The following is a 23,683-nucleotide window of genomic DNA, read 5'->3' as shown; positions in this document are numbered from 1 at the left end:
TGCAACAGAATGCACATTAAAAAAGGCGATAAAGTAAAAGTTATCTCTGGGAAAGACAAAGGAAAGACAGGTGTCATCCTTTCAGTATTCCCGAACAAAGAACGAATCCTCGTTGAGGGCGTGAACATTGTTAAAAAGCATACAAAGCCTAACCAAGCGAATCCGCAAGGTGGTATTGTAAGCCTTGAAGCTGCAATTCACGTTTCTAACGTAATGTTTGTTGATCCAAAGTCTGGCGAACCAACACGTATCGGTTACAAGTTCGAAGAAAAAACCGAAGGCGATAAGACATTCCGTATTAAGTCTCGTGTTGCGAAGAAGTCCGGCGAAGTCATCGACCAAATTAGTAAAAAAGAACTCAAAAAATAACTCTCTAAGAAGGGAGGTTCTTCTGTATGAGCCGATTAAAGGATAAATACCAAAAAGAAATTACTCCTGCTCTCATGAGCAAGTTCAACTATACATCTGTAATGCAAGTACCAAAAGTTGATAAGATCGTTATCAATATGGGTGTTGGCGACGCGGTTCAAAACACAAAAGCACTTGACGCTGCTGTGGAAGATCTGACAATTATTTCAGGTCAAAAACCAGTCGTAACTAAAGCGAAGAAATCGATCGCTGGATTCCGTCTTCGTGAAGGAATGCCTATCGGAACAAAAGTTACTCTACGCGGAGAACGCATGTATGAGTTCCTGGACAAGTTGATCGCAGTATCACTTCCACGTGTACGTGACTTCCGTGGCGTATCGAATAAATCATTCGACGGACGCGGAAACTATACACTTGGTGTGAAAGAGCAACTTATTTTCCCGGAAATTGACTTCGATAAAGTGTCTAAAGTACGCGGAATGGATATCGTCATCGTTACGACTGCCAACTCAGACGAGGAAGCTCGTGAGTTGCTAGCGCAGTGCGGCATGCCGTTCCAAAAGTAAACATAAGGGAGGCGTAAAACGTGGCTAAAAAATCAATGATCGCAAAACAGAAACGTACGCCAAAGTTCCAAGTTCAAGAATATACACGTTGTGAGCGCTGTGGGCGCCCGCACTCAGTATATCGGAAGTTCAAACTTTGCCGTATTTGTTTCCGCGAACTCGCATACAAAGGACAAATTCCTGGCGTTAAAAAAGCAAGCTGGTAAACCCCATTCTGGGAAGGAGGTTAATGTAATGACAATGAGTGATCCGATCGCAGATATGCTTACTCGCATCCGTAACGCCAATATGGTTCGTCACGAGAAGCTTGAAGTACCTGCTTCAAACCTTAAAAAAGAAATCGCTGAAATCCTCAAACGTGAAGGTTTCGTCCGCGACGTAGAATATGTGGAAGACAGCAAACAAGGCATCATCCGCATTTTCCTTAAATATGGTAAAAACGAAGAACGCGTAATCACTGGACTCAAGCGTATTTCTAAGCCTGGTCTTCGTGTATATGCAAAGTCAACAGAAGTTCCAAGAGTGTTGAACGGACTAGGTATCGCCCTTGTTTCAACATCTAACGGTCTTTTGACTGACAAAGAAGCTCGTGCTAAACAAGTTGGCGGAGAAGTCGTCGCTTACGTTTGGTAATCTGTAACAATTGAATGGAGGTGCAAACTAATGTCCCGAATTGGTAAACGTCCAATTGAGGTGCCTGAAAACGTAACAGTTACAATCGATGAGAATAACTTCGTTACAGTTAAAGGACCGAAAGGCGAACTTACAAATACATTTACGAATGACATAAAAATCGAACAAGAAGGTAACGTGATCACTTTGACACGTCCATCTGAATCGAAAGAACACCGTTCGATGCACGGTACTACACGTTCGCTTCTAGCAAACATGGTAACTGGAGTATCGACTGGTTTCGAGCGTGCGCTTGAACTAGTAGGTGTCGGGTATCGTGCTCAAATGCAAGGTAAGAAACTTGTATTGAACGTCGGTTACTCACAACCGGTTGAATTCACACCGGAAGAGGGCATTGAAGTTGAGGTGCCTGCTAACACTAAAATTATCGTTCGCGGTACTAACAAAGAACGTGTTGGTGCTCTTGCTTCTAACATCCGCAAAGTACGTCCACCAGAGCCGTATAAAGGTAAAGGTATTAAGTACGAAGGCGAAGTTGTTCGACGCAAAGAAGGTAAAACAGGTAAATAATGCCGCGTAGGCATCTGGAAGGAGTGACCTCGAGTGATCACAAAACAAGATAAGAACGCTGTCCGTAGAAAACGGCATTCACGTGTCCGTACAAAGATCAACGGTACTGCTGAGCGTCCTCGCTTGAACGTATACCGTTCAAACAAACACATCTATGCACAACTTATTGATGATGCAAACGGTGTAACACTTGCAAGCGCATCTACAATGGATAAAGAATTCTCAGCGGATTCTTCATCTAATGCAGACGCAGCTACTAAAGTGGGCGAATTGATTGCGAAAAAAGGTTTAGAAAAGAACGTCAAAGTTGTCGTATTCGACCGCGGAGGCTATCTATACCACGGCCGCGTTAAAGCACTAGCTGACGCTGCACGCGAAAATGGACTTGAATTTTAATTAAGAAGGAGGGACATATTCCATGCGTCGTAATGAACAAAACAAAAGTGAATTCGAAGAGCGCGTAGTTACCATCAACCGCGTAGCTAAAGTTGTAAAAGGCGGACGTCGTTTCCGTTTTACTGCTCTAGTCGTTGTTGGTGATAAAAACGGCCGCGTTGGTTTCGGTACTGGAAAAGCGCAAGAAGTTCCAGATGCAATCCGTAAAGCAATCGAAGATGCGAAGAAAAACCTAATCGAAGTACCAATGGTCAAAGGCACAACGCCTCACCAGATCATCGGACATTTCGGAGCAGGCAACATTCTCATCAAACCGGCTGCACCAGGTACAGGCGTTATCGCCGGCGGACCAGTCCGTGCGGTACTTGAACTTGCAGGAATCACGGATATCCTTTCTAAATCACTTGGATCTAACACACCAATCAATATGGTACGTGCTACAATCCAGGGATTGACGAATTTGAAGCGTGCTGAAGATGTAGCACAGCTACGTGGCAAATCCGTAGAAGAACTGTTAGGTTAAGGGGGGAAACACAATGGCAAATAAACTTGAAATCACCCTTACTAAAAGCGTGATTGGCGCTAAGCCAGCACAACGTAAAACAGTTGAAGCACTTGGACTTCGCAAAATGAACCAAACGGTTGAGCACCAGGATAATGTCGCAATCCGCGGCATGATCAACAAGGTCAGCCATTTGGTAACTGTCAGCGAACAATAATCAGTTATTCTTGAATAAGGAGGTGCCGAAAGATGAAATTACACGAAATGAAACCTGCAGAAGGTGCTCGTAAAGAACGCAAACGTGTTGGTCGTGGTATGGGGTCTGGATCAGGTAAAACATCTGGCAGAGGTCATAACGGTCAAAACTCTCGTTCAGGCGGTGGTGTACGTCTTGGATTCGAAGGTGGTCAACTTCCACTATTCCAACGTCTACCTAAGCGCGGATTTACGAACATTAACCGTAAAGAATATGCCATCGTAAATCTTGAAACGTTGAATCGTTTCGATGAAGGCACAGAAGTAACACCAGAATTGTTGATTGAAACAGGTATTGTGAGCAATGAGAAATCCGGTATTAAGATTCTTGGTAATGGGACTCTTGAGAAGAAGATTACTGTCAGAGCTCATAAATTCTCTGCTTCTGCTAAAGAAGCGATCGAGAAAGCGGGCGGGCAAGTCGAGGTGGTTTAATGTTTCAGACAATCTCAAACTTCATGCGAGTAAAAGAGATACGGTCTAAAATAATTTTCACACTGCTATTGCTCATCGTATTCCGTCTCGGTACGTTCATAACGGTACCGAACGTGGATGCGACTGCGCTCCAGCAATCGGACAATCAATTCATTGGATTTTTGAACATCTTTGGTGGAGGAGCGCTTTCTAAGTTCTCAATCTTCGCCATGGGAATCATGCCTTACATCACAGCTTCAATCATCGTGCAGCTTTTGCAGATGGACGTTGTGCCGAAGTTTTCAGAGTGGGCGAAACAAGGGGATGTCGGAAGACGTAAACTTGCACAATTCACTCGTTACTTCACCATGATTCTTGCGTTTATCCAAGCGATTGCAATGTCGTTTGGATTTAACCAAATGTTCCAAGGAAGACTTGTTGAAGATAACGGAGTTTCGACTTATATCGTCATTGCTCTAGTGTTGACAGCTGGTACCGCTTTTCTTCTCTGGCTCGGCGAGCAGATTACAGCGAAAGGTGTCGGTAATGGTATTTCAATCATTATCTTCGCCGGAATCGTTGCTGCTATTCCGAATGCGATCAACCAATTGTATGTATCACAGATCCAAGATGCAGGGGACGCTTTGTTCCTTCGTATTGCTATGATGGCTTTGTTACTAGTTGCAGTTATTGCAATTACAGTTGGCGTGATCTACTTCCAAGAAGCGTTGCGTAAAATTCCGATTCAATATGCAAAACGGGTGACGGGTCGCGGGCAGTCTTCTGCCGGACAACAAACGCATCTACCATTGAAACTGAACGCTGCAGGGGTTATCCCAGTCATCTTTGCGGTTGCGTTCTTTACAACGCCGCAATTACTTGGCACGTTCTTCAGTGACAACAGTACTGTCGCTGCTGTTACACGAGTGCTCAACTACTCGCATCCAGCTGGCATGGCACTGTATATCGGTCTGATCGTTGCCTTCACGTACTTCTATGCATTTGTTCAGGTTAACCCTGAGAATGTAGCAGATAACTTGAAGAAACAAGGGGCTTATATCCCTGGGATTCGTCCTGGTCAGAACACACAGGACTATTTGACAAGCACGCTCTATCGACTGACGTTTGTCGGATCGATTTTCCTTGCTACAGTCGCAGTTCTGCCGATTATCATTATTGAAATTGCAAATCTTCCACAGTCCGCTCAAATCGGTGGTACCAGCTTGCTGATCGTAGTCGGGGTTGCCCTTGAAACTATGAAGCAACTTGAATCACAATTGGTTAAGCGTCACTACAGAGGATTTATGAAATAAATTCAAGTGAAGGTTTCTCCACTTGAATATCGATGGAGGGCAAGGCGTATGAACATCGTATTAATGGGTCTGCCTGGTGCCGGTAAAGGAACTCAGGCCGACAAAATTGTCGAAAAGTACGGAATCCCTCATATTTCTACAGGCGATATGTTCCGTGCTGCGATACAAGAAGGCACGGAACTTGGAGTCAAAGCTAAATCGTATATGGACCAGGGCGCACTTGTCCCTGATGAAGTTACGATTGGTATTGTCAGTGAGCGTCTTCGCAAACCTGACTGTGATAACGGTTTTCTATTGGATGGTTTCCCACGTACTGTTCCTCAAGCGGAAGCGCTTGATGGCATACTTGAGGGAATGTCCCGGAAAATCGAACATGCACTTAATATCCAGGTAGACAAAGAACTCCTTGTTGCTCGGCTGACGGGTCGCCGGATCTGTAAAGTTTGCGGAACGTCGTATCACCTCGAATTCAACCCGCCTAAGGTTGAAGGCGTTTGTGATAAAGACGGTGGCGAACTCTATCAAAGAGCTGATGACAATCCGGAAACTGTCACAAACCGTCTGGAAGTAAATATGAACCAATCTGCACCGCTGCTATCGTTCTACGATGGAAAAGGCGTGCTGACAAACATTAATGGTCAGCAAGACATTAATGACGTATTTCACGACGTGGATGCTGTGTTAACAACTCAGGTTCACTAAGCCTTTCCGAAGCATGCAGACGTCAGGGCATCACGTCCGGCAGCGTTCTGCTGTACGGAAGGAGCAAATGATTAGAATGAGCTGCAAAAGCAATTGATGCTATGCTGGAATTCGGCCACAGTCCGCAGTTTGATGCTCAATACTTTACACATGCATTTTCTTGTTTTCCGGAGTATAATGTGTTGTTGTGAGTGGGTTTGCTGTCTTCGGACAGATAGATCAGAAGCACACTGTCGGTCATGTTTGAACCGATTTGAAGTTCCAGACAACATTTCGGGGCCGGCAAACAGGCATGAATTGTGATTTGCGTCTTTTCGAACATCACTCGCGCATACCGGACATATGTTGAAGGAGCTTGTAAAGCGACTGATGATGCTTGTTGGTGAGGGCCTTTAAGGATATAGAAGGGAGACTGAGCTGATGGCGAAAGATGACGTAATCGAAATTGAAGGTACTGTAATAGATACGTTGCCGAATGCGATGTTCAAAGTGGAATTGGAAAACGGACATACTGTGCTTGCACATGTATCCGGTAAAATCCGTATGCACTTCATCCGCATTTTGCCTGGTGATAAAGTGACAATTGAATTGTCGCCTTATGACTTAACACGTGGTCGCATCACATACCGATTCAAATAAATTTTGCAACTCCGGACTAATGAAGGAGGTTGGGTAAGATGAAAGTAAGACCATCTGTAAAACCGATCTGCGAAAAATGCAAAGTTATTCGCAGACGCGGCCGAGTAATGGTAATCTGTGAAAATCCAAAGCACAAACAGCGTCAAGGATAATATAAAGGAGGTGCGCAACCTATATGGCACGTATTGCTGGTGTAGACGTACCGCGCGATAAGCGCGTTGTAATTTCATTGACTTACATCTACGGAATTGGGAAAACGACAGCACAGAAAGTTCTTGCTGCAGCTGACGTTTCAGAAGAGACACGCGTTCGTGATTTAACTGACGCGGAACTCGACAAAATCCGTGAACAATTAGATGCATTGAAAGTAGAAGGGGATCTTCGCCGTGAAACTTCACTTAACATCAAACGTTTGATGGAAATCGGAAGCTTCCGTGGAATCCGTCACCGTCGTGGATTGCCTGTACGCGGACAAAACACAAAAAACAATGCACGTACACGTAAAGGTCCTAAGCGGACTGTTGCAAACAAAAAGAAATAATAGGTAAAGGAGGTATTTTCGAACATGGCACGTAAACAACAAACTCGTAAACGTCGTGTAAAAAAGAATATTGAATCCGGGATTGCACATATCCGCTCGACGTTCAACAATACTATCGTAACGATTACTGACACTCACGGAAACGCACTTTCATGGTCTAGTGCTGGGGCACTTGGTTTCCGCGGATCACGTAAATCAACTCCTTTTGCGGCTCAAATGGCTGCAGAAACAGCTGCGAAGTCTTCTATGGAACACGGTCTTAAAACGTTGGAAGTTACTGTTAAAGGACCAGGTGCAGGACGTGAAGCTGCGATTCGTTCACTCCAAGCTGCTGGACTTGAAGTAACTGCTATCCGTGACGTAACGCCTGTTCCGCACAACGGATGCCGTCCTCCAAAACGTCGTCGTGTATAATGGTTTCTATTCCAATTGATTGAGAAACACAATTTTTGGTAAGAATGAATTGTGCGATTGCATTTTGCTGTCTATAAAAATCGATTTCAATAAGGAACGACCCACACAGACGTTTTGAAGGAGGGTAAATGAATGATCGAGATTGAGAAACCGAAGATTGAAACCGTTATGGTTGCTGAAGATTCCATGTTTGGTAAATTTGTTATCGAACCTTTGGAACGAGGGTATGGAAACACTTTAGGGAATTCGTTACGCCGCGTTTTGTTGTCTTCTCTACCTGGAGCTGCCGTTACATCGATTCAGATCGATGGCGTTCTTCATGAGTTCTCAACAGTCGAAGGTGTCGTAGAAGATGTAGCGACTATTATTCTGAACGTGAAGCAATTGGCTCTTAAAATCTATTCTGATGACGAAAAAGTTATTGAGTTGGATATTAAAGGCGAAGGTAAGGTAACTGCTGCTGACATTACTCATGATAGTGATGTAGAAGTATTGAACCCGAATCTTCACATTGCAACACTTGGGAAAAATGGTCACCTCCGTATGCGTATGTATGCAGTAAGAGGAAGAGGCTATGTTCCTTCGGTTCAAAACAAGCGTGATGACCTTGCGATTGGTGTCATTCCAATCGACTCTATCTACACACCAGTATCCCGTGTAAACTTCCAGGTTGAAAATACCCGGGTTGGTCAAAGTACAAACTTTGATAAGTTGACATTGGATGTATGGACAGATGGTAGTATTGGTCCTAAAGAATCTGTTTCATTAGGTGCGAAAATCCTAACGGAACATTTAAATATTTTTGTCGGCATGACAGACGAAGCACAAACTGCAGAAATCATGGTAGAAAAAGAAGAAGACCAAAAAGAAAAAGTTCTTGAGATGACTATCGAAGAACTGGACCTTTCTGTTCGCTCTTATAACTGCCTGAAGCGTGCAGGCATCAATACCGTTATGGAACTTGCTAACAAGTCCGAGGACGAAATGATGAAAGTGCGCAATCTTGGCCGAAAGTCACTTGAAGAAGTAAAGCTGAAATTGGAAGAGTTGAATCTAGGATTACGCTCTGAAGATTAATGGCAGAATCAGATTGAAGGAGGGAATCTTCTATGGGTTACAGAAAACTTGGACGCACAAGTTCACAACGTAAAGCGATGCTGCGGGACCTGGCAACAGACCTAATCATCCACGAACGCATCCAAACAACGGAAGCACGTGCGAAAGAGCTTCGTTCAGTTGTTGAAAAAATGATCACACTTGGTAAGCGTGGGGACTTGCATGCACGCCGTCAGGTAGCTGAATTCATCCGCCGTGAAGTAATTCTTGGTACTGATGATGAAGGTAAGGAAACTAAAACGTTTGCTATCCAGAAATTATTTGATGATGTTGCACCGCGCTACGCAGAACGCCAAGGCGGATACACACGAATCATGAAGATGGGACCGCGCCGTGGAGACGGAGCACCTGTTGTAGTCATCGAACTCGTGTAAGGAACTTGAGGGTGTGACTGGCAACAGCCGCACCCTCTTTCCACATAACGATTTATACGACAATATGAAAAGCTGAGTGTTATGATCGACAGAGTTTCTGTTCGGTCTAGCTCTACGCATCTCATCCGCGATGACGGCTTGAGCACCCGGCATCGAAACATTTTGCTGCGCATTCTTCGGATGAGATGCGCGCTTTTTTTATTTATAAAAAATTTCAGTAGAATTTCTGAAAATACATACATAAGTTCACAAGAAAAGAGGCGGTAGGTCATGCGGGAAGTTTTGTCGTTGGACGGTGTGTCGTTTGCTTATGAAACAGAAGAAGACGTTTTTGTACAAGCCGTTCAGGACGTCTCTTTCACAGTGCGTGATGGTGAATGGGTGTCGATTGTCGGGCGTAATGGTTCAGGTAAATCGACGCTTGCCAAGTTGATGATCGGCTTACTTTTCCCTGCAACCGGAACGGTCAATGTCTTTTTGGATCCCTTAACGGAGGATAATTTATGGGATGTCCGTTCACAACTGGGGGTCGTATTTCAAAATCCCGATAATCAGTTCGTGGGTGCCACCGTGCAAGATGATGTTGCATTTGCATTAGAGAATAATGGAGTTCCTTACGACGACATGCAGACTCGCGTGAAAGAAGCCCTCGCTGATGTCGGGATGTCGGCTTACCATAGTCACGAACCTCATCATTTATCAGGAGGACAAAAGCAGCGTGTAGCGATTGCCGGGGCACTTGCCATGAATCCGAAAATTTTGATATTGGATGAAGCGACATCAATGTTGGATCCCCAAGGTCGTACTGAAGTGATTGAATTGATCACTTCTCTGCGTCGCACCACTGGTCTTACTGTCATCTCAATTACACATGACTTGGAAGAGGTCCTTCTCGCGGATCGCGTTTTCGTCATGAACCAGGGGAAACTTGCTGCTTCAGGAACACCGACCTCTATCTTTGAACAAGGAACTAAACTTCAAGAGCATGGACTCGATTTGCCGTTTGCTCTTCGTCTCTCTCAGCTATTAAGGGATGCAGGACTGCCGTTAGTAGGCGACCATATGTCAGAAAAAGAGTTGGTGAACGAGTTATGGACATCTCATTTCAGCAAGTGAATTTTGCATATGCACCGAATACACCTTTTGAAAAAAAGGCGCTGCATGACATTAATACTACGATTAAAACAGGTTCATATACAGCAGTGATTGGTCATACCGGTTCTGGGAAGTCGACGTTACTCTTGCATTTGAATGGTTTGCTGAAACCCACTGAAGGTACCGTGCGAGTAGGGGATACGCTTATTACATCTGAAACGAAAGGGAAAGCACTCCGGAATGTGAGACGGAATGTCGGAATCGTTTTCCAGTTTCCTGAGCATCAGTTATTCGAAGAGACTGTTGAAAAAGATATCATGTTCGGTCCTTTGAATTTTGGCATCCCTGAAGAGGAAGCAAGAGCAAGGGCGCATGAATTGATTGAAATGCTGGGATTGCCACCAGATGTTGCGCACAAGTCACCATTTGAGTTATCAGGCGGTCAAATGAGACGGGTAGCAATTGCAGGGGTGCTTGCATTTAAACCATCCGTTTTAATTTTGGACGAACCGACGGCTGGACTCGATCCACAAGGGCGAAGGGAAATTATGGAGCTGTTCGAACGTTTCCATAAAGAAGAGGGTCTGACAACGATATTAGTAACCCACAGCATGGAAGACGCTGCCCGCTATGCAGAGCATGTCATCGTGATGCATGAAGGTCGTGCAGTCCTCGCTGGCCCCCCTGAAGAAGTATTGACAGATGCAGATCAACTTGCCGCGTATCGCTTGGAATTACCCCGTTCTGTGAGGTTTCAGAGGGACTTCGAACGATTGGTTCATTGTAGATTGTCTACGTCTGCTCTTACCGAAGAGAAGCTTGCTGAAATGATTGCAAAGCTTGCTAAAGAAGCAGGTGAGCTGAAATGATGGAGAAGATGATTTTCGGACGCTACTTACCCGGAGATTCCATTACACATCGTCTGGATCCGAGGTCCAAGCTCATTTTCGTTTTCTTGTTCATCTTTGCAGTTTTCTTAGCGAATAATACAGCGACCTATGCAATTTTACTTGGATTTACTGTGTTCGTTATCCTTCTCTCGAAAATCAGGATCCCATTTTTGTTAGGTGGACTCAAACCGATTCTGTTTCTCGTAGTGTTTACGCTTTTCATGCACTTGTTTCTCACACGAGAAGGGGAAGTCCTCTTCCATTGGAAGTTTATCTCTATTTATGAAGAAGGATTGCGCCAAGGGATCTATATATCGTTACGATTTTTGATTTTAGTATTGATGACGACCGTACTCACACTGACAACCTCGCCAATATCAATTACGGATGGCGTGGAAACGCTGCTGAATCCGCTGAAACGACTGAAGCTGCCTGTACACGAGCTAGCCATGATGATGTCGATCGCTTTGCGTTTCATCCCTACTTTAATGGATGAAACGGACAAAATCTTGAAAGCACAACTCGCGCGGGGATCGGATATCAGTTCAGGAAGTGTTCAACAACGTGTAAAGGCTGTTATCCCGTTACTCGTCCCATTGTTTGTAAGTGCGTTCAAGCGTGCGGAAGATCTAGCAATTGCGATGGAAGTCCGCGGTTACCGCGGCGGAGAAGGCCGTACAAGGTTTCGGAAGTTGCAGTGGCAGACGAGCGACACAATGGTCCTGGTTTTGTTAGGTGTACTCTCAGCCATCATGCTGTATTTCAGAGGGTAAAGGAGGACATACAGGATGCGTATAAAAGCGACCGTTGCGTATGACGGCACACAATTTTCTGGCTACCAATCTCAACCTAACATGCGTACCGTGCAGTCGGATATCGACAAGGCACTCCGTAAGATGCATAAAGATGACTCGATCCATAGCGTGGCAAGCGGCAGAACGGATGCAGGTGTGCACGCATGGGGACAAGTGATCCATTTTGACACGCCTCTCAATCTGACTGAAGATAGTTGGCTGATGGCATTGAATGTGTTGCTGCCTAAAGATATCCGTATCCTTTCTGCCCAATCCGTCAATGAGGATTTTCATGCCCGTTATTCAGCAAAAGGGAAAACGTATCAATATCGCTGGACGAGAAAGCCCATCCAAAGTCCGTTTGACCGCAATTATTCGGTCCATTTGGGGAAATGGAACCCAGATCTTAAACGAATGCAAGAAGGTGCCGTGCATTTACTAGGCAAGCACGATTTCACGAGCTTTTGTTCTTCCCAGACAGCGACATCGAACAAGGTTCGGACGATACGTATGCTTGAAATCGAGGAAAAGGGCGATGACCTCATTTTGACCATCGAAGGAGACGGCTTTTTATATAACATGGTGCGCACGATTGCGGGAGTCCTTTATGCTGTAGGAATTGGATGGGACGAGCCGCACGAAGTGGCTGAGATCCTTGAAGCCCGCGATCGCAAACGTGCAGGGAAAACCGCTCCAGCACACGGTTTGTACTTGATGAGTGTTACGTATGATGAGTAAAGCAACTTTTCCAGGTGTTTTTATGAAAACTGCTTGACTTTTCGTGCGATAACCGGTAAGATAATCTTTGGTATTTCAATAACCCCACAAAAAGCCCCGAAAGTTTATTTGTGTTTAGGGATAGAGAAAACGGAACAGAAGATATTCATTTAGGAGGATATGAAACTATGCGTACAACATTCATGGCTAAAGGCCACGAAGTAGAGCGGAAATGGCTCCTAGTAGACGCTGAAGGCCAAACGCTTGGACGTCTTGCTTCAGAAGTCGCTACATTACTTCGCGGTAAACATAAACCATCATTCACACCAAACGTTGATACAGGTGATCACGTGATCATCATCAATGCTGAAAAGATCCAACTTACAGGGAACAAATTGAAAGACAAGAAATATTACCGTCACTCAGGTTACACAGGTAGCCTTAAGTCTCGTACAGCGCTTGAAATGCGCACAAACTATTCAACGAAAATGCTTGAACTAGCTATCAAGGGAATGCTTCCAAAAGGTCCACTTGGTCGTCAAACAGCTAAAAAGCTTCACGTTTTCGCTGGACCAGAGCACACTCATGCAGCACAAAAACCTGAAGCATTTGAGCTTCGCGGGTAATTAAGAGGAGGAAACACTTTTGGCACAAGTACAATATATCGGCACTGGCCGACGTAAAAGTTCAACAGCTCGTGTACGTTTAGTTCCTGGTGAAGGTAAAATCATCATCAACAAACGTGATGCAGAAGAATACGTACCATTTGAAACACTTCGCGAAATCATCAAGCAACCACTTGTAACTACGGATACACTTGGAAGCTACGATATTCACGTAAACGTAAGCGGTGGAGGGTACACAGGACAAGCAGGAGCAATCCGTCATGGAGTAGCGCGTGCATTGTTAACTGTAGATCCTGATTTCCGTCCAGCTCTAAAAGCTGCAGGTCTCCTTACACGTGACCCACGTATGAAAGAACGTAAGAAGCCAGGTCTTCGCGGCGCTCGTCGTGCACCTCAGTTCTCAAAACGTTAATCATCAACTACAAACAGTCCATTCCCTTACAGGAGTGGACTGTTTTTTGTATGATGAAAATCAATTTACTGTATGCGAATTCGCTTTTTCCTTCATAACTGTTGCAGTTTCTGGACACCATCACTCGGGATCGCCGCAATCCAATGGTCCTAACAAAGACTCAATCATAGGAGAAGTACTGGTTGAGGAGTAGGATCGGTACAGTTGGCTGGCCAGGCGAATGGGGTCTCCAAAAAAATAACGTTCATATTGAGTTTGTCTTGTACCGAAAGAACTCATCGTCAGATCCCAAGCGAGCCTGAAGATTTTCACTCGATCTTCTGCCGTTTTAGTCGCTCCTTGCAAATACTGTGCCAAATCATGCTCAATCTCGGATTTGAACGATTTTTCGGTAGGAATAGTCACCATTCCGCTTGCTCCTATCAGCTGAATGATTTCGCTGAAGCGAGGATAGACTGTCGGGAAGATATTACTTGCCACTTGAAGTGGCACGATACTAGGGCGCATATACCCCCACTGATCCAGCGCTGCGTCCTGTTCGGATTTATCCAACAATGCTTTCATCGTTTCTAAACTAATAATAATTTCTGCAACTTTCCCTTGAATGTGCGAGTACTCGCCGACATTTATCGTCTCTACAAGAAGTTTCGCAACGCTGAGCATGAATTCGGTTTTCACCACTTGGCGGGTAATGACTTGATGGAGTGTGAACGGATGAAAGGAACTGGTTGCGAAGAATTGTGATGCCGCTTCTGTATTGTGATAAAAGAAAACACGATCCCACGGTACGAGTGCGTTATCGAACACGACAATCGAGTCCATCTCTTCAAATCGGGAGCTCAGTGGGTAATTAAATGTGGAACCCGTGCCCGCAAAGGACTCTCTGCAGATGAAACGCACCCCCTCGGCATCTGAAGGAAGAGTGAATGCAAAGGCTTCATCGGGATCTGGAAGAAATTTAGGTGCGCTGAAGACAAGGATTTCATCTGTCAGACCGCCTTGCGTAGCAAGCAATTTCGCACCTTTAATAACAAGGCCTTCTTTTGTAGTGTCCACGATTTTGGCGGAGATGGGTTCGTCGGAAGACTCTAAGTACATCGTTGCACGATTGACTTGAGGAGTGATGAATGTATGGGTGAACGTCAAGTCCTGTTCTCTCGCCCGTTCATATGCAGATTGCACATGTTGGGGAAAACAATTTTCTTTTCCTTCTAGAAATTGCGAGGAGCTTGCAAAGCTCATAAGGGCCGTACTCAAATAATCCGGACTTCTGCCCATGAGCCCGCAGGTCTGGCGGGCCCACTGTTCAATCATCGTCCGGCGCTTTTTCAAGTCCTCTTTTGTAGTTGGCTGCAGAAAAGAAATCCCTACTTTTTCACCCGATGTAGGAGAATCGTATGTCATGTCAAACAGATTTTCCGCTGAGGTTTGAAATTCATATAAAGAAGCTTTGGTTTTTAACAGACCTCTAAACTCCGGGCATTCGGAAATCGGTTCCTTTAGTTGCTGACCGTCCACCCATATTTCAGGCTTCAACTGATTGATGCGGCTTAAAAATTCCTTCCCGTTTTTCACACCCATAGAACTCCTCCTGATTTTCCTGTTTTGTCTAGTCTATTAATTGCTCATGCGATGTGATTATATCGAAAGAGCCCTAATATGGAATGATGAGTTCAAAACCCATCAGACGGTTAACTTCTCCATGTGAACTGTCGAAGTTGAAAATAATTTTCTGACTTGTTGACAGGACATCGGATTGCTTGAAAGTGCGTTTTCATATGCGGTATGCTAATTCAGTGCAACAGAATGAAAGTGAGGTTTCTATTCAAAATGAAAGTATTTCTAGATAAAATCCCTTTTGAGCTGGATGATATAATTGGAACGGTTATTAAACTTGTTGTCATAATTGTGGCTTTTTCCATAGCTGTTCCATTGGGTAAAAAAATGATCAGTGCAACAATTAATAAAATGTCCCTGACTAGAAAAACAAAAGCGAGTCGAATTAAGACCCTCGATAAACTACTTTTGAATATTTATTCCTATGTGATGATTTTCATTTTTATCGGCACCGTCCTATCGCTGTTCGGTGTTAGCATTGGGCCGCTTATCGCAGGGGCAGGTGTTGTTGGGCTCGCAATAGGATTCGGTGCCCAAGGGCTTGTAAGTGACGTCGTAACAGGATTCTTCATACTTCTGGAGCAACAGATGGAAGTGGATGACTATGTAACGGTTGCAGGAATTGATGGGGTAGTCGAGGAGATCGGTTTACGTACAACGAAAGTACGGGCGTTCGATGGGACTCTCAATTACTTACCGAACCGTATTATCGAAAACGTAGCGAATCATACACGGGGTAATATGCGGGCTCTGGTGGATGTAGGAATCAGCTACTACAATGATGTGGACCAGGCAATCGGTGTGTTGGAACGGGTTTGCGAGAACTTCCAGCGAGACGAGCGTTTCAAAGACGGCCCCCATGCGATTGGGGTTCAAAGTATAGATGGGACAAATGTGGTACTCCGTGTTATTGGACAAGTCGAGAACGGATTGCAATGGGAATGTGAACGAGATCTGCTGAAGGCGATCAAAGTGGCATTCGATGAAGCCAATATTGAGCTTCCACTGAACTATCAAGTGATTCATCAGCAAGAGCAATTAGGCTAAAGCATGGACGCAATTCACTAACACGTATATGATACCTTTAGCAAGTTCACAGGAGGCGTACATGATGAAAGAAATTACAGCGATTGAACTGGAAACGTTATTAGATGAAGGGCAGCAAATCAACATGATCGACGTTCGCGAAGCGGATGAAATTGCAACGGGTAAAGTAATAGGAGCTATTCACATTCCGCTTGGTGAGATTCCAGCTCGATTAGGAGAACTCGACAAAGCAAAGCCATATACGCTCATTTGTCGTTCAGGCGGACGAAGCGGACGTGCAGCTGCGTTTCTGGAAGAGGAAGGCTATGACGTAACCAATATGACCGGCGGCATGCTTAGCTGGCAAGGTCCAATCGAATAAGTAACTGATGCAGGCGTCTTCCAAAGGAAGGCGTCTTTTCTATGCTTGGTCATATTTGAAACCGGAGCTGCGTATAGTGGATGAAAAAGGCGGTGTCATATGAAGCGGGTAATGATTATTGGCTTATTACTAGTATGTTCTTTAAGTGTGGTCTGGTATGGAGTGAATGCTTCGGATCGAGCGTTTTTCATGCCTGCGGAACTAGCAGGCGTCAAAGTGCTGCTGGATGCAGGGCATGGCGGAGAAGATGGCGGCGCTTCCACGAAAGAGCTGATTGAAAGTGATGTCAATCTTGCCATTACAAAAGAAGTGGAAAAGAAGTTGAAACAAAAAGGTGCAACCGTTGTGATGACGCGGACGAAACCTGGGGATTCCATTGCCGAGCATGCGCCGGACAAAGAATTCTCTTCAATGCGTGAACGCAAATTTGAAGATTTGAAATTGCGCGTTCAACTTGCTGAGAAAGAAGAACCTGATTTGTTTCTAAGTATCCATGTAAATGCAATCCCTGAGACGCAATGGAGAGGTGCTCAGGTGTTTTATCACCCAGAAGGTCACGAGGGGGGAGAAGCGCTCGCAAAATCGATCCAAGGGGCGTTCAAAGATCGATTAAAGAATACGGATCGGGAAGCCATGAAAATAAAAGGCGTTTATCTATTGAAGAATATCCAGGTACCGTCTGTAATTGTAGAAACGGGCTTCATCTCCAATCCTGAAGAGCACAAATTGTTGGCGGACCCGGGGTATCGGAAGAAGGTGGCGGATGCGATTGTTGCAGGTGTTGTGAAGCACCAGCAAATGGAGAAAAAGTGATAAGCGCATCGACTTACGCGGAAGGTGGACTATGCTATACTTGGAGGTGAATGTACTAAACCTCTAAGGAGTGTTCCGTTGTGATGAATGAAGAAACAGTACGTGAATTATTAGGCGGTATGAGCGATCCTTTTTTACATAAAACATTGGCAGAGACAGATGGGATCGTCGGCATTACCATCAAGCCTGAAAAAGCACATGTTAGTGTGAAATTGGCGATTGCCAAAGTGAACACGGCAGAGCAAATGACACTTCAATCGAAAGTCGTCGAGGTTCTGAAGGCTGCGGGTGCTGACTCCGTCGGCATTCGATTTGAAGAGTTGCCACAAGAGACATTAGACAAATTCCGTGGAACTGCGACAGCTGCAGAAGCGCAGGATTTACTATCTCCAATCAATGACGTGACGTTCATCTCCATTGCGTCAGGTAAAGGTGGGGTTGGGAAGTCGACTGTTTCCGTCAACTTAGCGGTTGGTCTTGCCCGTCTCGGGAAAAAAGTAGGGCTGATTGACTCGGATATTTATGGGTTCAGCGTTCCGGATATGATGGGGGTTACAGAATCACCTGTAATCCGCGGGGATCGGATTATTCCTGTGGAACGTAAAGGAGTTAAAGTCATATCAATGGGCTTCTTTGTGGAAGATAATGCCCCTGTCGTTTGGCGCGGTCCTATGCTCGGTAAAGTGCTGGATCAGTTTTTCAGAGATGTGGAGTGGGGCGAACTCGATTATATGATACTCGACTTGCCGCCAGGTACTGGCGACGTTGCGCTCGATATTCATCAGATGATTCCAGCTTCTAAAGAAATCGTTGTGACAACACCACATCCAACAGCTGCGTTTGTTGCAGCTCGTGCGGGTGCGATGGCATTGCAAACAGACCACGCGCTGCTTGGAGTTATTGAAAACATGTCTTGGTTCGAGTCGAAGCAAACGGGTGAAAAGGAGTTTGTTTTCGGTTCTGGCGGCGGAAAGCGGCTTGCTGAAGAACTTCGTACAGAATTGCTTGGTCAAATTCCATTAGGGCAGCCGGATTGGGATGAAGAGGACTTCGCCCCTTCAGTTTATGCAGCTGACCATCCGATTGGAAAGATTTACTTGGAAATCGCTCAAAATGTTGTGGATAAAGTAAAGAAATAAGAAAAAGCGGAGTGGGTTATTTTCCCCCTCCGCTTTCTGCTTTGTCATCTTCTTTTTTCTTATCGTCTTTTCCTACAGGTTTTACTTCTCCTGCCTGCAAGATCAGTTCTTGCCACTTTGCCTGGAGCAAAGGACTGCTAATCGTTTCTTGTATCGCTTTTTCGAACTCCTTTTTCAATGAGCCTGAGTGCAAAATGTTTTCCAATTGTTTTTGCATATCGGGTGTTCCAAAGAATTCTTCCAGCTCTTTTTGAAAAGACGGGTCATTCATTAAAGCTTTCATAATTTCTTTTTGCTGATCCTTCATACTCGTTGCAATCGTCTTCTGGAATTTCGGATCATCGAATGTTTCTTTCCAAAAATCTTTTCCTTCTTTTGAAAGCAATGTCGTTTCTATAGCAGAAGCCACTTCAGGTTGCTCAAGGACAAGCTGTTTTCGAAACTCTTCTTCTGATAATAATTGCCGGATCGCTTTTTTTCCTTCTTCAGTTTGTATCGCATCAGTCATCATCTTTTTCGTTTCATCGTAAGAAGGAGCTGCGTTTTGTGCATTGCTGCATGCGGATAGAACAAATAGGACAGGGAGCAGATACAGCGCTAATTTTCTCATGTTTTTGAAATCCCTCCACTGGCTTTTCAATTATTGTTCACAACTTTGCGCGGATTATGCAAACACTGTTGAATGAAATAGATTTTTCGATAAATGGCTGTTACACTAGAATCAGTAATTTAAACGGGGGAACGCTGCTGTGACTATACGAAATTGGATGAAATTTTTCATACGGGCTCTACTTTTAGGTGGCGCCATTACTGGACTTGTCGGACTGATTGTTCGTTGGGACTTTTTTTACTCCTACTTATCAACAGGGGAATATTTTCAGTTTTTAGGTGCTTTTTTATGGATGGTGTTTCTAGGATTTACGATGAGTGTTATTGCGCAGATGGGATTCTTCGCGTATTTGACCATTCATCAATTCGGAGTTAATTTGTTTAGAACATTGACACTGTGGAATTGGGTACAACTGCTGTTGATTGTCATCGTTCTCTTCGACTTGGTCTTCTTCAGATTCCGTTTGACTTCAGAGGATACAGGACGGACTGTCCTCTACATGGTGTTGCTAGCGATACTGATAGGTACAGCTGCAGTAACAGCGTGGTTCAAGGCACAGTGGACGAAGAAACATATTTTAATTTCCGCATTGTTTTTCATGATTGTCATTACAACTATTGAGTGGTTGCCGGCACTGATGGTACGCAAAGGGGAAGTCGACACGTGGGTGACGATTATGCTATTCCCGCTTGTCGCAGTCAATGCCTATCAACTTCTAGCGCTTCCAAAGTACAATCGGAAGTCAGATGAGGACAAACTGAAATTAGATGCTCGGAAAGCGGAGCGCAGAAAACAAAAAGCCGCGAAGGCGAAATAACAAAAGACGCACACTAGCGGTTTTTCGCTCATGTGCGTCTTTTGTTATTCGGGAATCTTTTTGGTTTTGACATCTGTCGCAAACAATACATCTTCCACGGATTGAAATTCACGACTGGCTAGTAATCGATCAATATCATCCAAAGTGGCAGTTCCCTTCCGTTCCAGGGCGGCAGTTAAGATTTCACCCTTTTTATGAGGCGGGAGCTTTCCGCCTTTCCAACGTAAAGTGGAACCTAGAGCGTTTATTTCATGCTTCCACAAGGAATCTTGAAGAAGTTTTGGAAAAACTTCATCGCTTGTACGGAACCAAAGAGGTTTTTTTCCAAATAGAATCGTGAATTCCTCTAATTGTTCAGTGAAGAGGGCTGTATCTTCTTCATAGAAGGCTCCTTCTTTGCCTAAAAGAGCAACAGGGATATTCTTTTTACGAATGAGTTCAGCAGAGTCAGGGAAGCGCATTGCCCACGCGGTATCCACGAGTAACAAAGGGTACGGGGCTTCTAGCTCTGCAATCCATTTTTCTAGAGCTGCGTCACCAAACGAAATATCCAGAGTCATTGCTGAGCCAGAAGTGCCTCTTACGATGACATCGGGTTCTTCTGTCAGTTTGAACACATTCAATAGTTGCGGAGCTGTAATGGAAGAGGGCCATAATACGAGAAATAACGTACAAATGATTATGATCCAACCTATCTTTTTTAGCACAAAAAGCTCCTTTCCAACATGTTTACTGTACTTTATGATGAAGGCTTGACCGTTATGCGCACCACATGCTATTATGTAAAAGTCGTCAACAGACGAGAGAACACGATAAAAAAACCTATTGCTATCTTTTGAAGTTATGGTATAATTTTCGTTGTTCCATAAAAGTTAATACTATTATTCCGCAGTAGCTCAGTGGTAGAGCAATCGGCTGTTAACCGATCGGTCGTAGGTTCGAGTCCTACCTGCGGAGCCATTTTCCATGCCTATGCTTCCATAGCTCAGTAGGTAGAGTGCTTCCATGGTAAGGAAGAGGTCACCGGTTCGAATCCGGTTGGAAGCTTCAGTAAGCTGTACTGAACAGTTGGCGACAGTTCAGCGGTTATGTATGGCCCCTTGGTCAAGCGGTTAAGACACCGCCCTTTCACGGCGGTAACACGGGTTCGAATCCCGTAGGGGTCACCATGTTTGTTCCAGTAAAATATTTCAGATAAGCGATGTCGCCATGCACGCTTATTTATAATCATCTATTGGTGGGGTAGCGAAGTGGCTAAACGCGGCGGACTGTAAATCCGCTCCCTCCGGGTTCGGCGGTTCGAATCCGTCCCCCACCACCATTTTCCATGTATAGTTTTTAATCATAATGGTTATCTTAATTAGTAGTACACCGGCGCAGAGATGAGCCGATTTTTTTAATTATTGGGGTATAGCCAAGCGGTAAGGCAACGGACTTTGACTCCGTCACTCGTTGGTTCGAATCCAGCTACCCCAGCCAAAATTTTTGCGAGAAATACCATCAGCTGTTTAGGAACAATCCCGTGCTAAGCATAAGCAGCTAAGAATTATAAAATCAACACTTTTCAAGACATCACCTATCATATGAAATTATCCATTGAATAATTCGAAAAAATGATTTTTTTAAAAGGTGTCTAAATGAACCGATAGTTATTAATAGAACGTATTCGATCCTTCCATATGTAACGGAAAGGGTTTTTTTGTTTGTGCACATCAATAGAATCCCCGGGCAGGTCCTGGATGAAAGAGGTGGCATGTGACTAACCATCAAGATATGATTCATAACCTAGTAAACCGCTATCATCACCTTGAACATTCACAGTTGTTGAATGACATCGTATTTGCAATAGACAACTCTGCGATTGTTGCGATTACCGATAGGACAGGAAAAATTATTTATGCAAATGAGTTTTTCTCCAACCTATCAAAGTACTCCCAAGATGAGCTCTTAGGAGAGAATCAGCGAATCGTCAATTCAGGATATCATCCTAAATCTTTTTTTAAGGAAATGTGGCAGACTATCGGTAAAGGACAGATCTGGCGTGGTGAAATTTGTAATCGCGCTAAAGATGGCTCTTTCTATTGGGTGGATACGACAATTGTTCCTTTCTTGAATGAAAAAGGGACGCCTGAACAATATATTTCGATTCGATATAACATAACTGAAAAGAAAAGCATAGAAGCCTCATTACGTAAACAGGCGGAGCTCTATCGGCTGATTACGGAAAACGCCGGTGACTACGTAGCTGTTGTGGATGCTGAAGGGATGATCCATTACCAATCGCCTTCGGTAGAGAAGTTGCTCGGCACATCCAACCCGAACATATTGAACTCGACGACAGAAGTGGATCGTATCTCCGTGAAAGAAGCTCTTGAACGGGTCAATCAGACGGACGTACATGAAGTGCGGGTGGAATTCAGTTTGCATGCAACCCCGAATTCCATTTTGCAAATGAGTGGAAGTTTGTCACGGATTACTACTGAAGGCGAATTTGCAGGATACAGTGTTTTGGTCTTGCAAGATAGCACTGCAGCGAAGAAGCAGGAACAACTCATTTTGGATTTAGCATCCACCGATCAACTGACAGGATTATTGAATCGAAGAGCTTTTTTAAAAGAGCTGTTCGTAGAGATCGATCGTGTGAAACATACGGACGAGTTACTTGGTCTAGTCCATCTCAACATTGACAAGCTTCGTTATGCCAATGAAACATTTGGTCATGATCGGGGCGACGAAATCCTCAAGAAAGTCGCGGAGCGCCTCACCTCACACCTGGATGGAGCGGTGTGCGGGCGGACAGCTGGAGATGAATTTGCTTTTGTAATGAAAAGTAATGCGTCTGCTGATGAATTATTTGAATGGACACGTGCATTGCAAAAAAAAATAGAAGAACCAATTGAAGTGGCAGGTAAATTGTACAATCCTTCTGTCAGTTGTGGTTTGTCTGTTTATCCCATCCACGCTACTGAAGTACCTGGATGGATAACTACGACAGAGCAAGCGATGCAGTATGTGAAGGAACAAGGCGGCTCAGGAAGTGCTGTTTTTGTACCTGACATGTATTCGAAATCATTGGATAGGATTATTCTGGAGAACGAACTTCGAAAAAGTGTCAAAGAAGGACATTTCATATTGGAATATCAACCGAAAGTGAACCTGGATAAAGAGCAAATTGTCGGTTTTGAAGCGTTAGTGAGATGGCAGCACCCTGATCTCGGACGAATACCTCCTGACAAATTCATAGCTCTTGCTGAAGAGACGAAAATGATCATTCCTCTTGGAGAATGGATCCTGGAAGAAGCATTCAAGCAATCGAAGCAACTTCAAGCTTTACGCACCGTACCTATAACAGTAGCAGTCAATCTCTCAGCAGTGCAGTTAGAAAGCCCCGACCTCATTCCTTTTGTCAGAGCTCTTATGGAAAAGACGGGGATCGACCCTGCAACCATTGAAATGGAAGTGACAGAAAGTGCTTTTGCTGATCGTTTAGAAATGATTTCATCTCTTAGACAGCTGCGTGACCTGGGATTCGTTGTATCCATCGATGATTTTGGAACAGGATTCAGTTCTTTCAGTTATATTAAAGAATTTCCTGCGGAAACGGTGAAAATAGATATGTCTTTTGTCCGGGATATTGAAACGAGTGAAAATAGCAGGGCAATCATACGTGCGATCGTTACAATGGCGGACACTGCTGGAATGAATGTCATAGCAGAAGGAATCGAAACTAAGGAACAAGCTGTTATCGTCAAACAATTGGGTTGCAGAGAGGGGCAAGGATATTTATACAGCCGCCCAATTCCGGCGTCCGAGATTCCGGAACTGTTGGAGAAGTTTACAAAAACGTGGAAATCTGCTGAATAAATATTCAGTATATTGCTTGGTTGAGCCATTAGTTTGAAGCGGATACAATAGGAATGTAGACAAAGAAAACTTCAGGG

At 44.4% G+C, this 23,683-nt stretch carries 32 protein-coding genes and 5 tRNA genes; 34 read left to right on the top strand and 3 right to left on the bottom strand.

Annotated elements, in window-relative coordinates:
- Positions 1-9: 9 nt before the first annotated feature.
- The 23 genes from rplX (at position 10) to rpsI (ending at position 13,338) form a co-directional block, all read left to right on the top strand.
- The gene (rplX, locus tag H9659_RS04125; RefSeq protein ID WP_191688673.1) at positions 10-369 is read left to right on the top strand and encodes a 50S ribosomal protein L24; all 360 of its coding nucleotides are present in this window, start codon (positions 10-12) and stop codon (positions 367-369) included.
- A gap of 26 nt (positions 370-395) precedes the next feature.
- Positions 396-935 carry a 50S ribosomal protein L5 gene (gene rplE / locus H9659_RS04120; RefSeq protein ID WP_025783852.1) on the top strand — a complete coding sequence of 180 codons (540 nt, stop codon included), beginning with the start codon at positions 396-398 and terminating at the stop codon, positions 933-935.
- A 20-nt stretch (positions 936-955) separates the two neighbouring features.
- The gene (gene rpsN, locus H9659_RS04115; RefSeq protein ID WP_025783851.1) at positions 956-1,141 is read left to right on the top strand and encodes a 30S ribosomal protein S14; all 186 of its coding nucleotides are present in this window, start codon (positions 956-958) and stop codon (positions 1,139-1,141) included.
- Positions 1,142-1,169: 28 nt separating this feature from the next.
- A complete protein-coding gene (gene rpsH, locus H9659_RS04110) occupies positions 1,170-1,568 on the top strand; it encodes a 30S ribosomal protein S8 (protein ID WP_191688672.1) in 399 nt (132 codons plus the stop codon).
- Positions 1,569-1,598: 30 nt separating this feature from the next.
- Positions 1,599-2,138 (top strand): 50S ribosomal protein L6, encoded by a 540-nt coding sequence (gene rplF / locus H9659_RS04105; RefSeq protein WP_191688671.1) that lies wholly within the window; start codon positions 1,599-1,601, stop codon positions 2,136-2,138.
- 33 nt (positions 2,139-2,171) lie between these two features.
- Complete coding sequence (gene rplR / locus H9659_RS04100) at positions 2,172-2,534, top strand: 50S ribosomal protein L18 (RefSeq protein ID WP_191688670.1); 363 nt, start codon at positions 2,172-2,174, stop codon at positions 2,532-2,534.
- A 22-nt stretch (positions 2,535-2,556) separates the two neighbouring features.
- Entirely contained in the window at positions 2,557-3,057 is a 501-nt protein-coding gene (gene rpsE / locus H9659_RS04095) for a 30S ribosomal protein S5 (RefSeq protein ID WP_191688669.1), read from the top strand.
- Between the two features lie 13 nt (positions 3,058-3,070).
- Complete coding sequence (rpmD, locus tag H9659_RS04090; protein ID WP_040285498.1) at positions 3,071-3,253, top strand: 50S ribosomal protein L30; 183 nt, start codon at positions 3,071-3,073, stop codon at positions 3,251-3,253.
- A 32-nt stretch (positions 3,254-3,285) separates the two neighbouring features.
- Positions 3,286-3,726 carry a 50S ribosomal protein L15 gene (gene rplO, locus H9659_RS04085; RefSeq protein ID WP_025783845.1) on the top strand — a complete coding sequence of 147 codons (441 nt, stop codon included), beginning with the start codon at positions 3,286-3,288 and terminating at the stop codon, positions 3,724-3,726.
- Positions 3,726-5,018: a preprotein translocase subunit SecY gene (gene secY, locus H9659_RS04080; protein WP_191688668.1), complete on the top strand. Its 1,293-nt coding sequence runs from the start codon at positions 3,726-3,728 to the stop codon at positions 5,016-5,018. Before rplO ends, secY begins: the two co-directional genes overlap by 1 nt.
- Before the next feature lie 48 nt (positions 5,019-5,066).
- A complete protein-coding gene (locus H9659_RS04075; protein WP_191688667.1) occupies positions 5,067-5,720 on the top strand; it encodes an adenylate kinase in 654 nt (217 codons plus the stop codon).
- A 420-nt stretch (positions 5,721-6,140) separates the two neighbouring features.
- Positions 6,141-6,359 carry a translation initiation factor IF-1 gene (gene infA / locus H9659_RS04070; RefSeq protein WP_025783842.1) on the top strand — a complete coding sequence of 73 codons (219 nt, stop codon included), beginning with the start codon at positions 6,141-6,143 and terminating at the stop codon, positions 6,357-6,359.
- Positions 6,360-6,397: 38 nt separating this feature from the next.
- Entirely contained in the window at positions 6,398-6,511 is a 114-nt protein-coding gene (rpmJ, locus tag H9659_RS04065) for a 50S ribosomal protein L36 (protein WP_076758849.1), read from the top strand.
- 23 nt (positions 6,512-6,534) lie between these two features.
- Positions 6,535-6,900: a 30S ribosomal protein S13 gene (rpsM, locus tag H9659_RS04060; protein ID WP_039043301.1), complete on the top strand. Its 366-nt coding sequence runs from the start codon at positions 6,535-6,537 to the stop codon at positions 6,898-6,900.
- A gap of 24 nt (positions 6,901-6,924) precedes the next feature.
- The gene (rpsK, locus tag H9659_RS04055) at positions 6,925-7,314 is read left to right on the top strand and encodes a 30S ribosomal protein S11 (protein ID WP_025783840.1); all 390 of its coding nucleotides are present in this window, start codon (positions 6,925-6,927) and stop codon (positions 7,312-7,314) included.
- Positions 7,315-7,446: 132 nt separating this feature from the next.
- A complete protein-coding gene (locus H9659_RS04050) occupies positions 7,447-8,391 on the top strand; it encodes a DNA-directed RNA polymerase subunit alpha (protein ID WP_191688666.1) in 945 nt (314 codons plus the stop codon).
- 32 nt (positions 8,392-8,423) lie between these two features.
- Positions 8,424-8,804: a 50S ribosomal protein L17 gene (gene rplQ, locus H9659_RS04045; protein ID WP_025783838.1), complete on the top strand. Its 381-nt coding sequence runs from the start codon at positions 8,424-8,426 to the stop codon at positions 8,802-8,804.
- Between the two features lie 270 nt (positions 8,805-9,074).
- The gene (locus tag H9659_RS04040) at positions 9,075-9,920 is read left to right on the top strand and encodes an energy-coupling factor ABC transporter ATP-binding protein (RefSeq protein WP_191688665.1); all 846 of its coding nucleotides are present in this window, start codon (positions 9,075-9,077) and stop codon (positions 9,918-9,920) included.
- Entirely contained in the window at positions 9,896-10,768 is an 873-nt protein-coding gene (locus tag H9659_RS04035; RefSeq protein WP_191688664.1) for an energy-coupling factor ABC transporter ATP-binding protein, read from the top strand. Before H9659_RS04040 ends, H9659_RS04035 begins: the two co-directional genes overlap by 25 nt.
- Positions 10,765-11,562, top strand: coding sequence for an energy-coupling factor transporter transmembrane component T family protein (locus tag H9659_RS04030; protein WP_191688663.1), 798 nt, complete (start codon positions 10,765-10,767; stop codon positions 11,560-11,562). The genes H9659_RS04035 and H9659_RS04030 overlap by 4 nt, the downstream gene beginning before the upstream one ends.
- Before the next feature lie 15 nt (positions 11,563-11,577).
- Complete coding sequence (gene truA, locus H9659_RS04025) at positions 11,578-12,321, top strand: tRNA pseudouridine(38-40) synthase TruA (RefSeq protein WP_191688662.1); 744 nt, start codon at positions 11,578-11,580, stop codon at positions 12,319-12,321.
- A 167-nt stretch (positions 12,322-12,488) separates the two neighbouring features.
- Entirely contained in the window at positions 12,489-12,926 is a 438-nt protein-coding gene (gene rplM, locus H9659_RS04020) for a 50S ribosomal protein L13 (RefSeq protein ID WP_191688661.1), read from the top strand.
- A gap of 19 nt (positions 12,927-12,945) precedes the next feature.
- Positions 12,946-13,338: a 30S ribosomal protein S9 gene (gene rpsI / locus H9659_RS04015; RefSeq protein WP_191688660.1), complete on the top strand. Its 393-nt coding sequence runs from the start codon at positions 12,946-12,948 to the stop codon at positions 13,336-13,338.
- A gap of 120 nt (positions 13,339-13,458) precedes the next feature.
- Here rpsI and hpaB read toward each other — a convergent pair whose 3' ends face one another.
- Positions 13,459-14,919 carry a 4-hydroxyphenylacetate 3-monooxygenase, oxygenase component gene (gene hpaB, locus H9659_RS04010; protein ID WP_191688659.1) on the bottom strand — a complete coding sequence of 487 codons (1,461 nt, stop codon included), beginning with the start codon at positions 14,917-14,919 and terminating at the stop codon, positions 13,459-13,461.
- A gap of 249 nt (positions 14,920-15,168) precedes the next feature.
- On the opposite strand from hpaB, the gene H9659_RS04005 reads away from it, so the two are divergent.
- The 4 genes from H9659_RS04005 (at position 15,169) to H9659_RS03990 (ending at position 18,315) form a co-directional block, all read left to right on the top strand.
- Entirely contained in the window at positions 15,169-16,002 is an 834-nt protein-coding gene (locus H9659_RS04005) for a mechanosensitive ion channel family protein (RefSeq protein WP_191688658.1), read from the top strand.
- A 64-nt stretch (positions 16,003-16,066) separates the two neighbouring features.
- Positions 16,067-16,363 carry a rhodanese-like domain-containing protein gene (locus H9659_RS04000; protein WP_191688887.1) on the top strand — a complete coding sequence of 99 codons (297 nt, stop codon included), beginning with the start codon at positions 16,067-16,069 and terminating at the stop codon, positions 16,361-16,363.
- Between the two features lie 99 nt (positions 16,364-16,462).
- Positions 16,463-17,176 (top strand): N-acetylmuramoyl-L-alanine amidase, encoded by a 714-nt coding sequence (locus H9659_RS03995; RefSeq protein ID WP_191688657.1) that lies wholly within the window; start codon positions 16,463-16,465, stop codon positions 17,174-17,176.
- 80 nt (positions 17,177-17,256) lie between these two features.
- A complete protein-coding gene (locus H9659_RS03990; protein WP_191688656.1) occupies positions 17,257-18,315 on the top strand; it encodes an Mrp/NBP35 family ATP-binding protein in 1,059 nt (352 codons plus the stop codon).
- A gap of 16 nt (positions 18,316-18,331) precedes the next feature.
- On the opposite strand, the gene gerD is transcribed toward H9659_RS03990, so the two are convergent.
- The gene (gene gerD / locus H9659_RS03985; protein WP_191688655.1) at positions 18,332-18,925 is read right to left on the bottom strand and encodes a spore germination lipoprotein GerD; all 594 of its coding nucleotides are present in this window, start codon (positions 18,923-18,925) and stop codon (positions 18,332-18,334) included.
- 139 nt (positions 18,926-19,064) lie between these two features.
- Here gerD and H9659_RS03980 point away from each other — a divergent pair, with 139 nt between their 5' ends.
- The gene (locus tag H9659_RS03980; RefSeq protein WP_191688654.1) at positions 19,065-19,742 is read left to right on the top strand and encodes a KinB-signaling pathway activation protein; all 678 of its coding nucleotides are present in this window, start codon (positions 19,065-19,067) and stop codon (positions 19,740-19,742) included.
- Positions 19,743-19,786: 44 nt separating this feature from the next.
- Here H9659_RS03980 and H9659_RS03975 read toward each other — a convergent pair whose 3' ends face one another.
- A complete protein-coding gene (locus tag H9659_RS03975) occupies positions 19,787-20,449 on the bottom strand; it encodes a polysaccharide deacetylase family protein (RefSeq protein WP_191688653.1) in 663 nt (220 codons plus the stop codon).
- Between the two features lie 178 nt (positions 20,450-20,627).
- Here H9659_RS03975 and H9659_RS03970 point away from each other — a divergent pair.
- The 6 genes from H9659_RS03970 to H9659_RS03945 all read left to right on the top strand — a co-directional run bounded on the left by H9659_RS03970 (position 20,628) and on the right by H9659_RS03945 (position 23,606).
- Positions 20,628-20,702 (top strand) — tRNA-Asn (locus H9659_RS03970).
- Positions 20,703-20,716: 14 nt separating this feature from the next.
- Positions 20,717-20,789 (top strand) — tRNA-Thr (locus H9659_RS03965).
- Positions 20,790-20,836: 47 nt separating this feature from the next.
- Positions 20,837-20,911, top strand: a tRNA-Glu gene (locus H9659_RS03960).
- A gap of 67 nt (positions 20,912-20,978) precedes the next feature.
- Positions 20,979-21,063: transfer RNA gene (locus H9659_RS03955), tRNA-Tyr, on the top strand.
- Positions 21,064-21,146: 83 nt separating this feature from the next.
- Positions 21,147-21,221 (top strand) — tRNA-Gln (locus tag H9659_RS03950).
- A gap of 276 nt (positions 21,222-21,497) precedes the next feature.
- Positions 21,498-23,606 (top strand): sensor domain-containing protein, encoded by a 2,109-nt coding sequence (locus tag H9659_RS03945; protein WP_191688652.1) that lies wholly within the window; start codon positions 21,498-21,500, stop codon positions 23,604-23,606.
- Positions 23,607-23,683: the final 77 nt, after the last annotated feature.

Source organism: Sporosarcina gallistercoris, from assembly GCF_014836415.1.
In the GTDB taxonomy this organism is placed as follows: domain Bacteria; phylum Bacillota; class Bacilli; order Bacillales_A; family Planococcaceae; genus Sporosarcina; species Sporosarcina gallistercoris.
The sequence above is the reverse complement of the archived record's forward strand: the minus strand, read 5'-3'. Positions and strand labels throughout refer to the sequence as shown.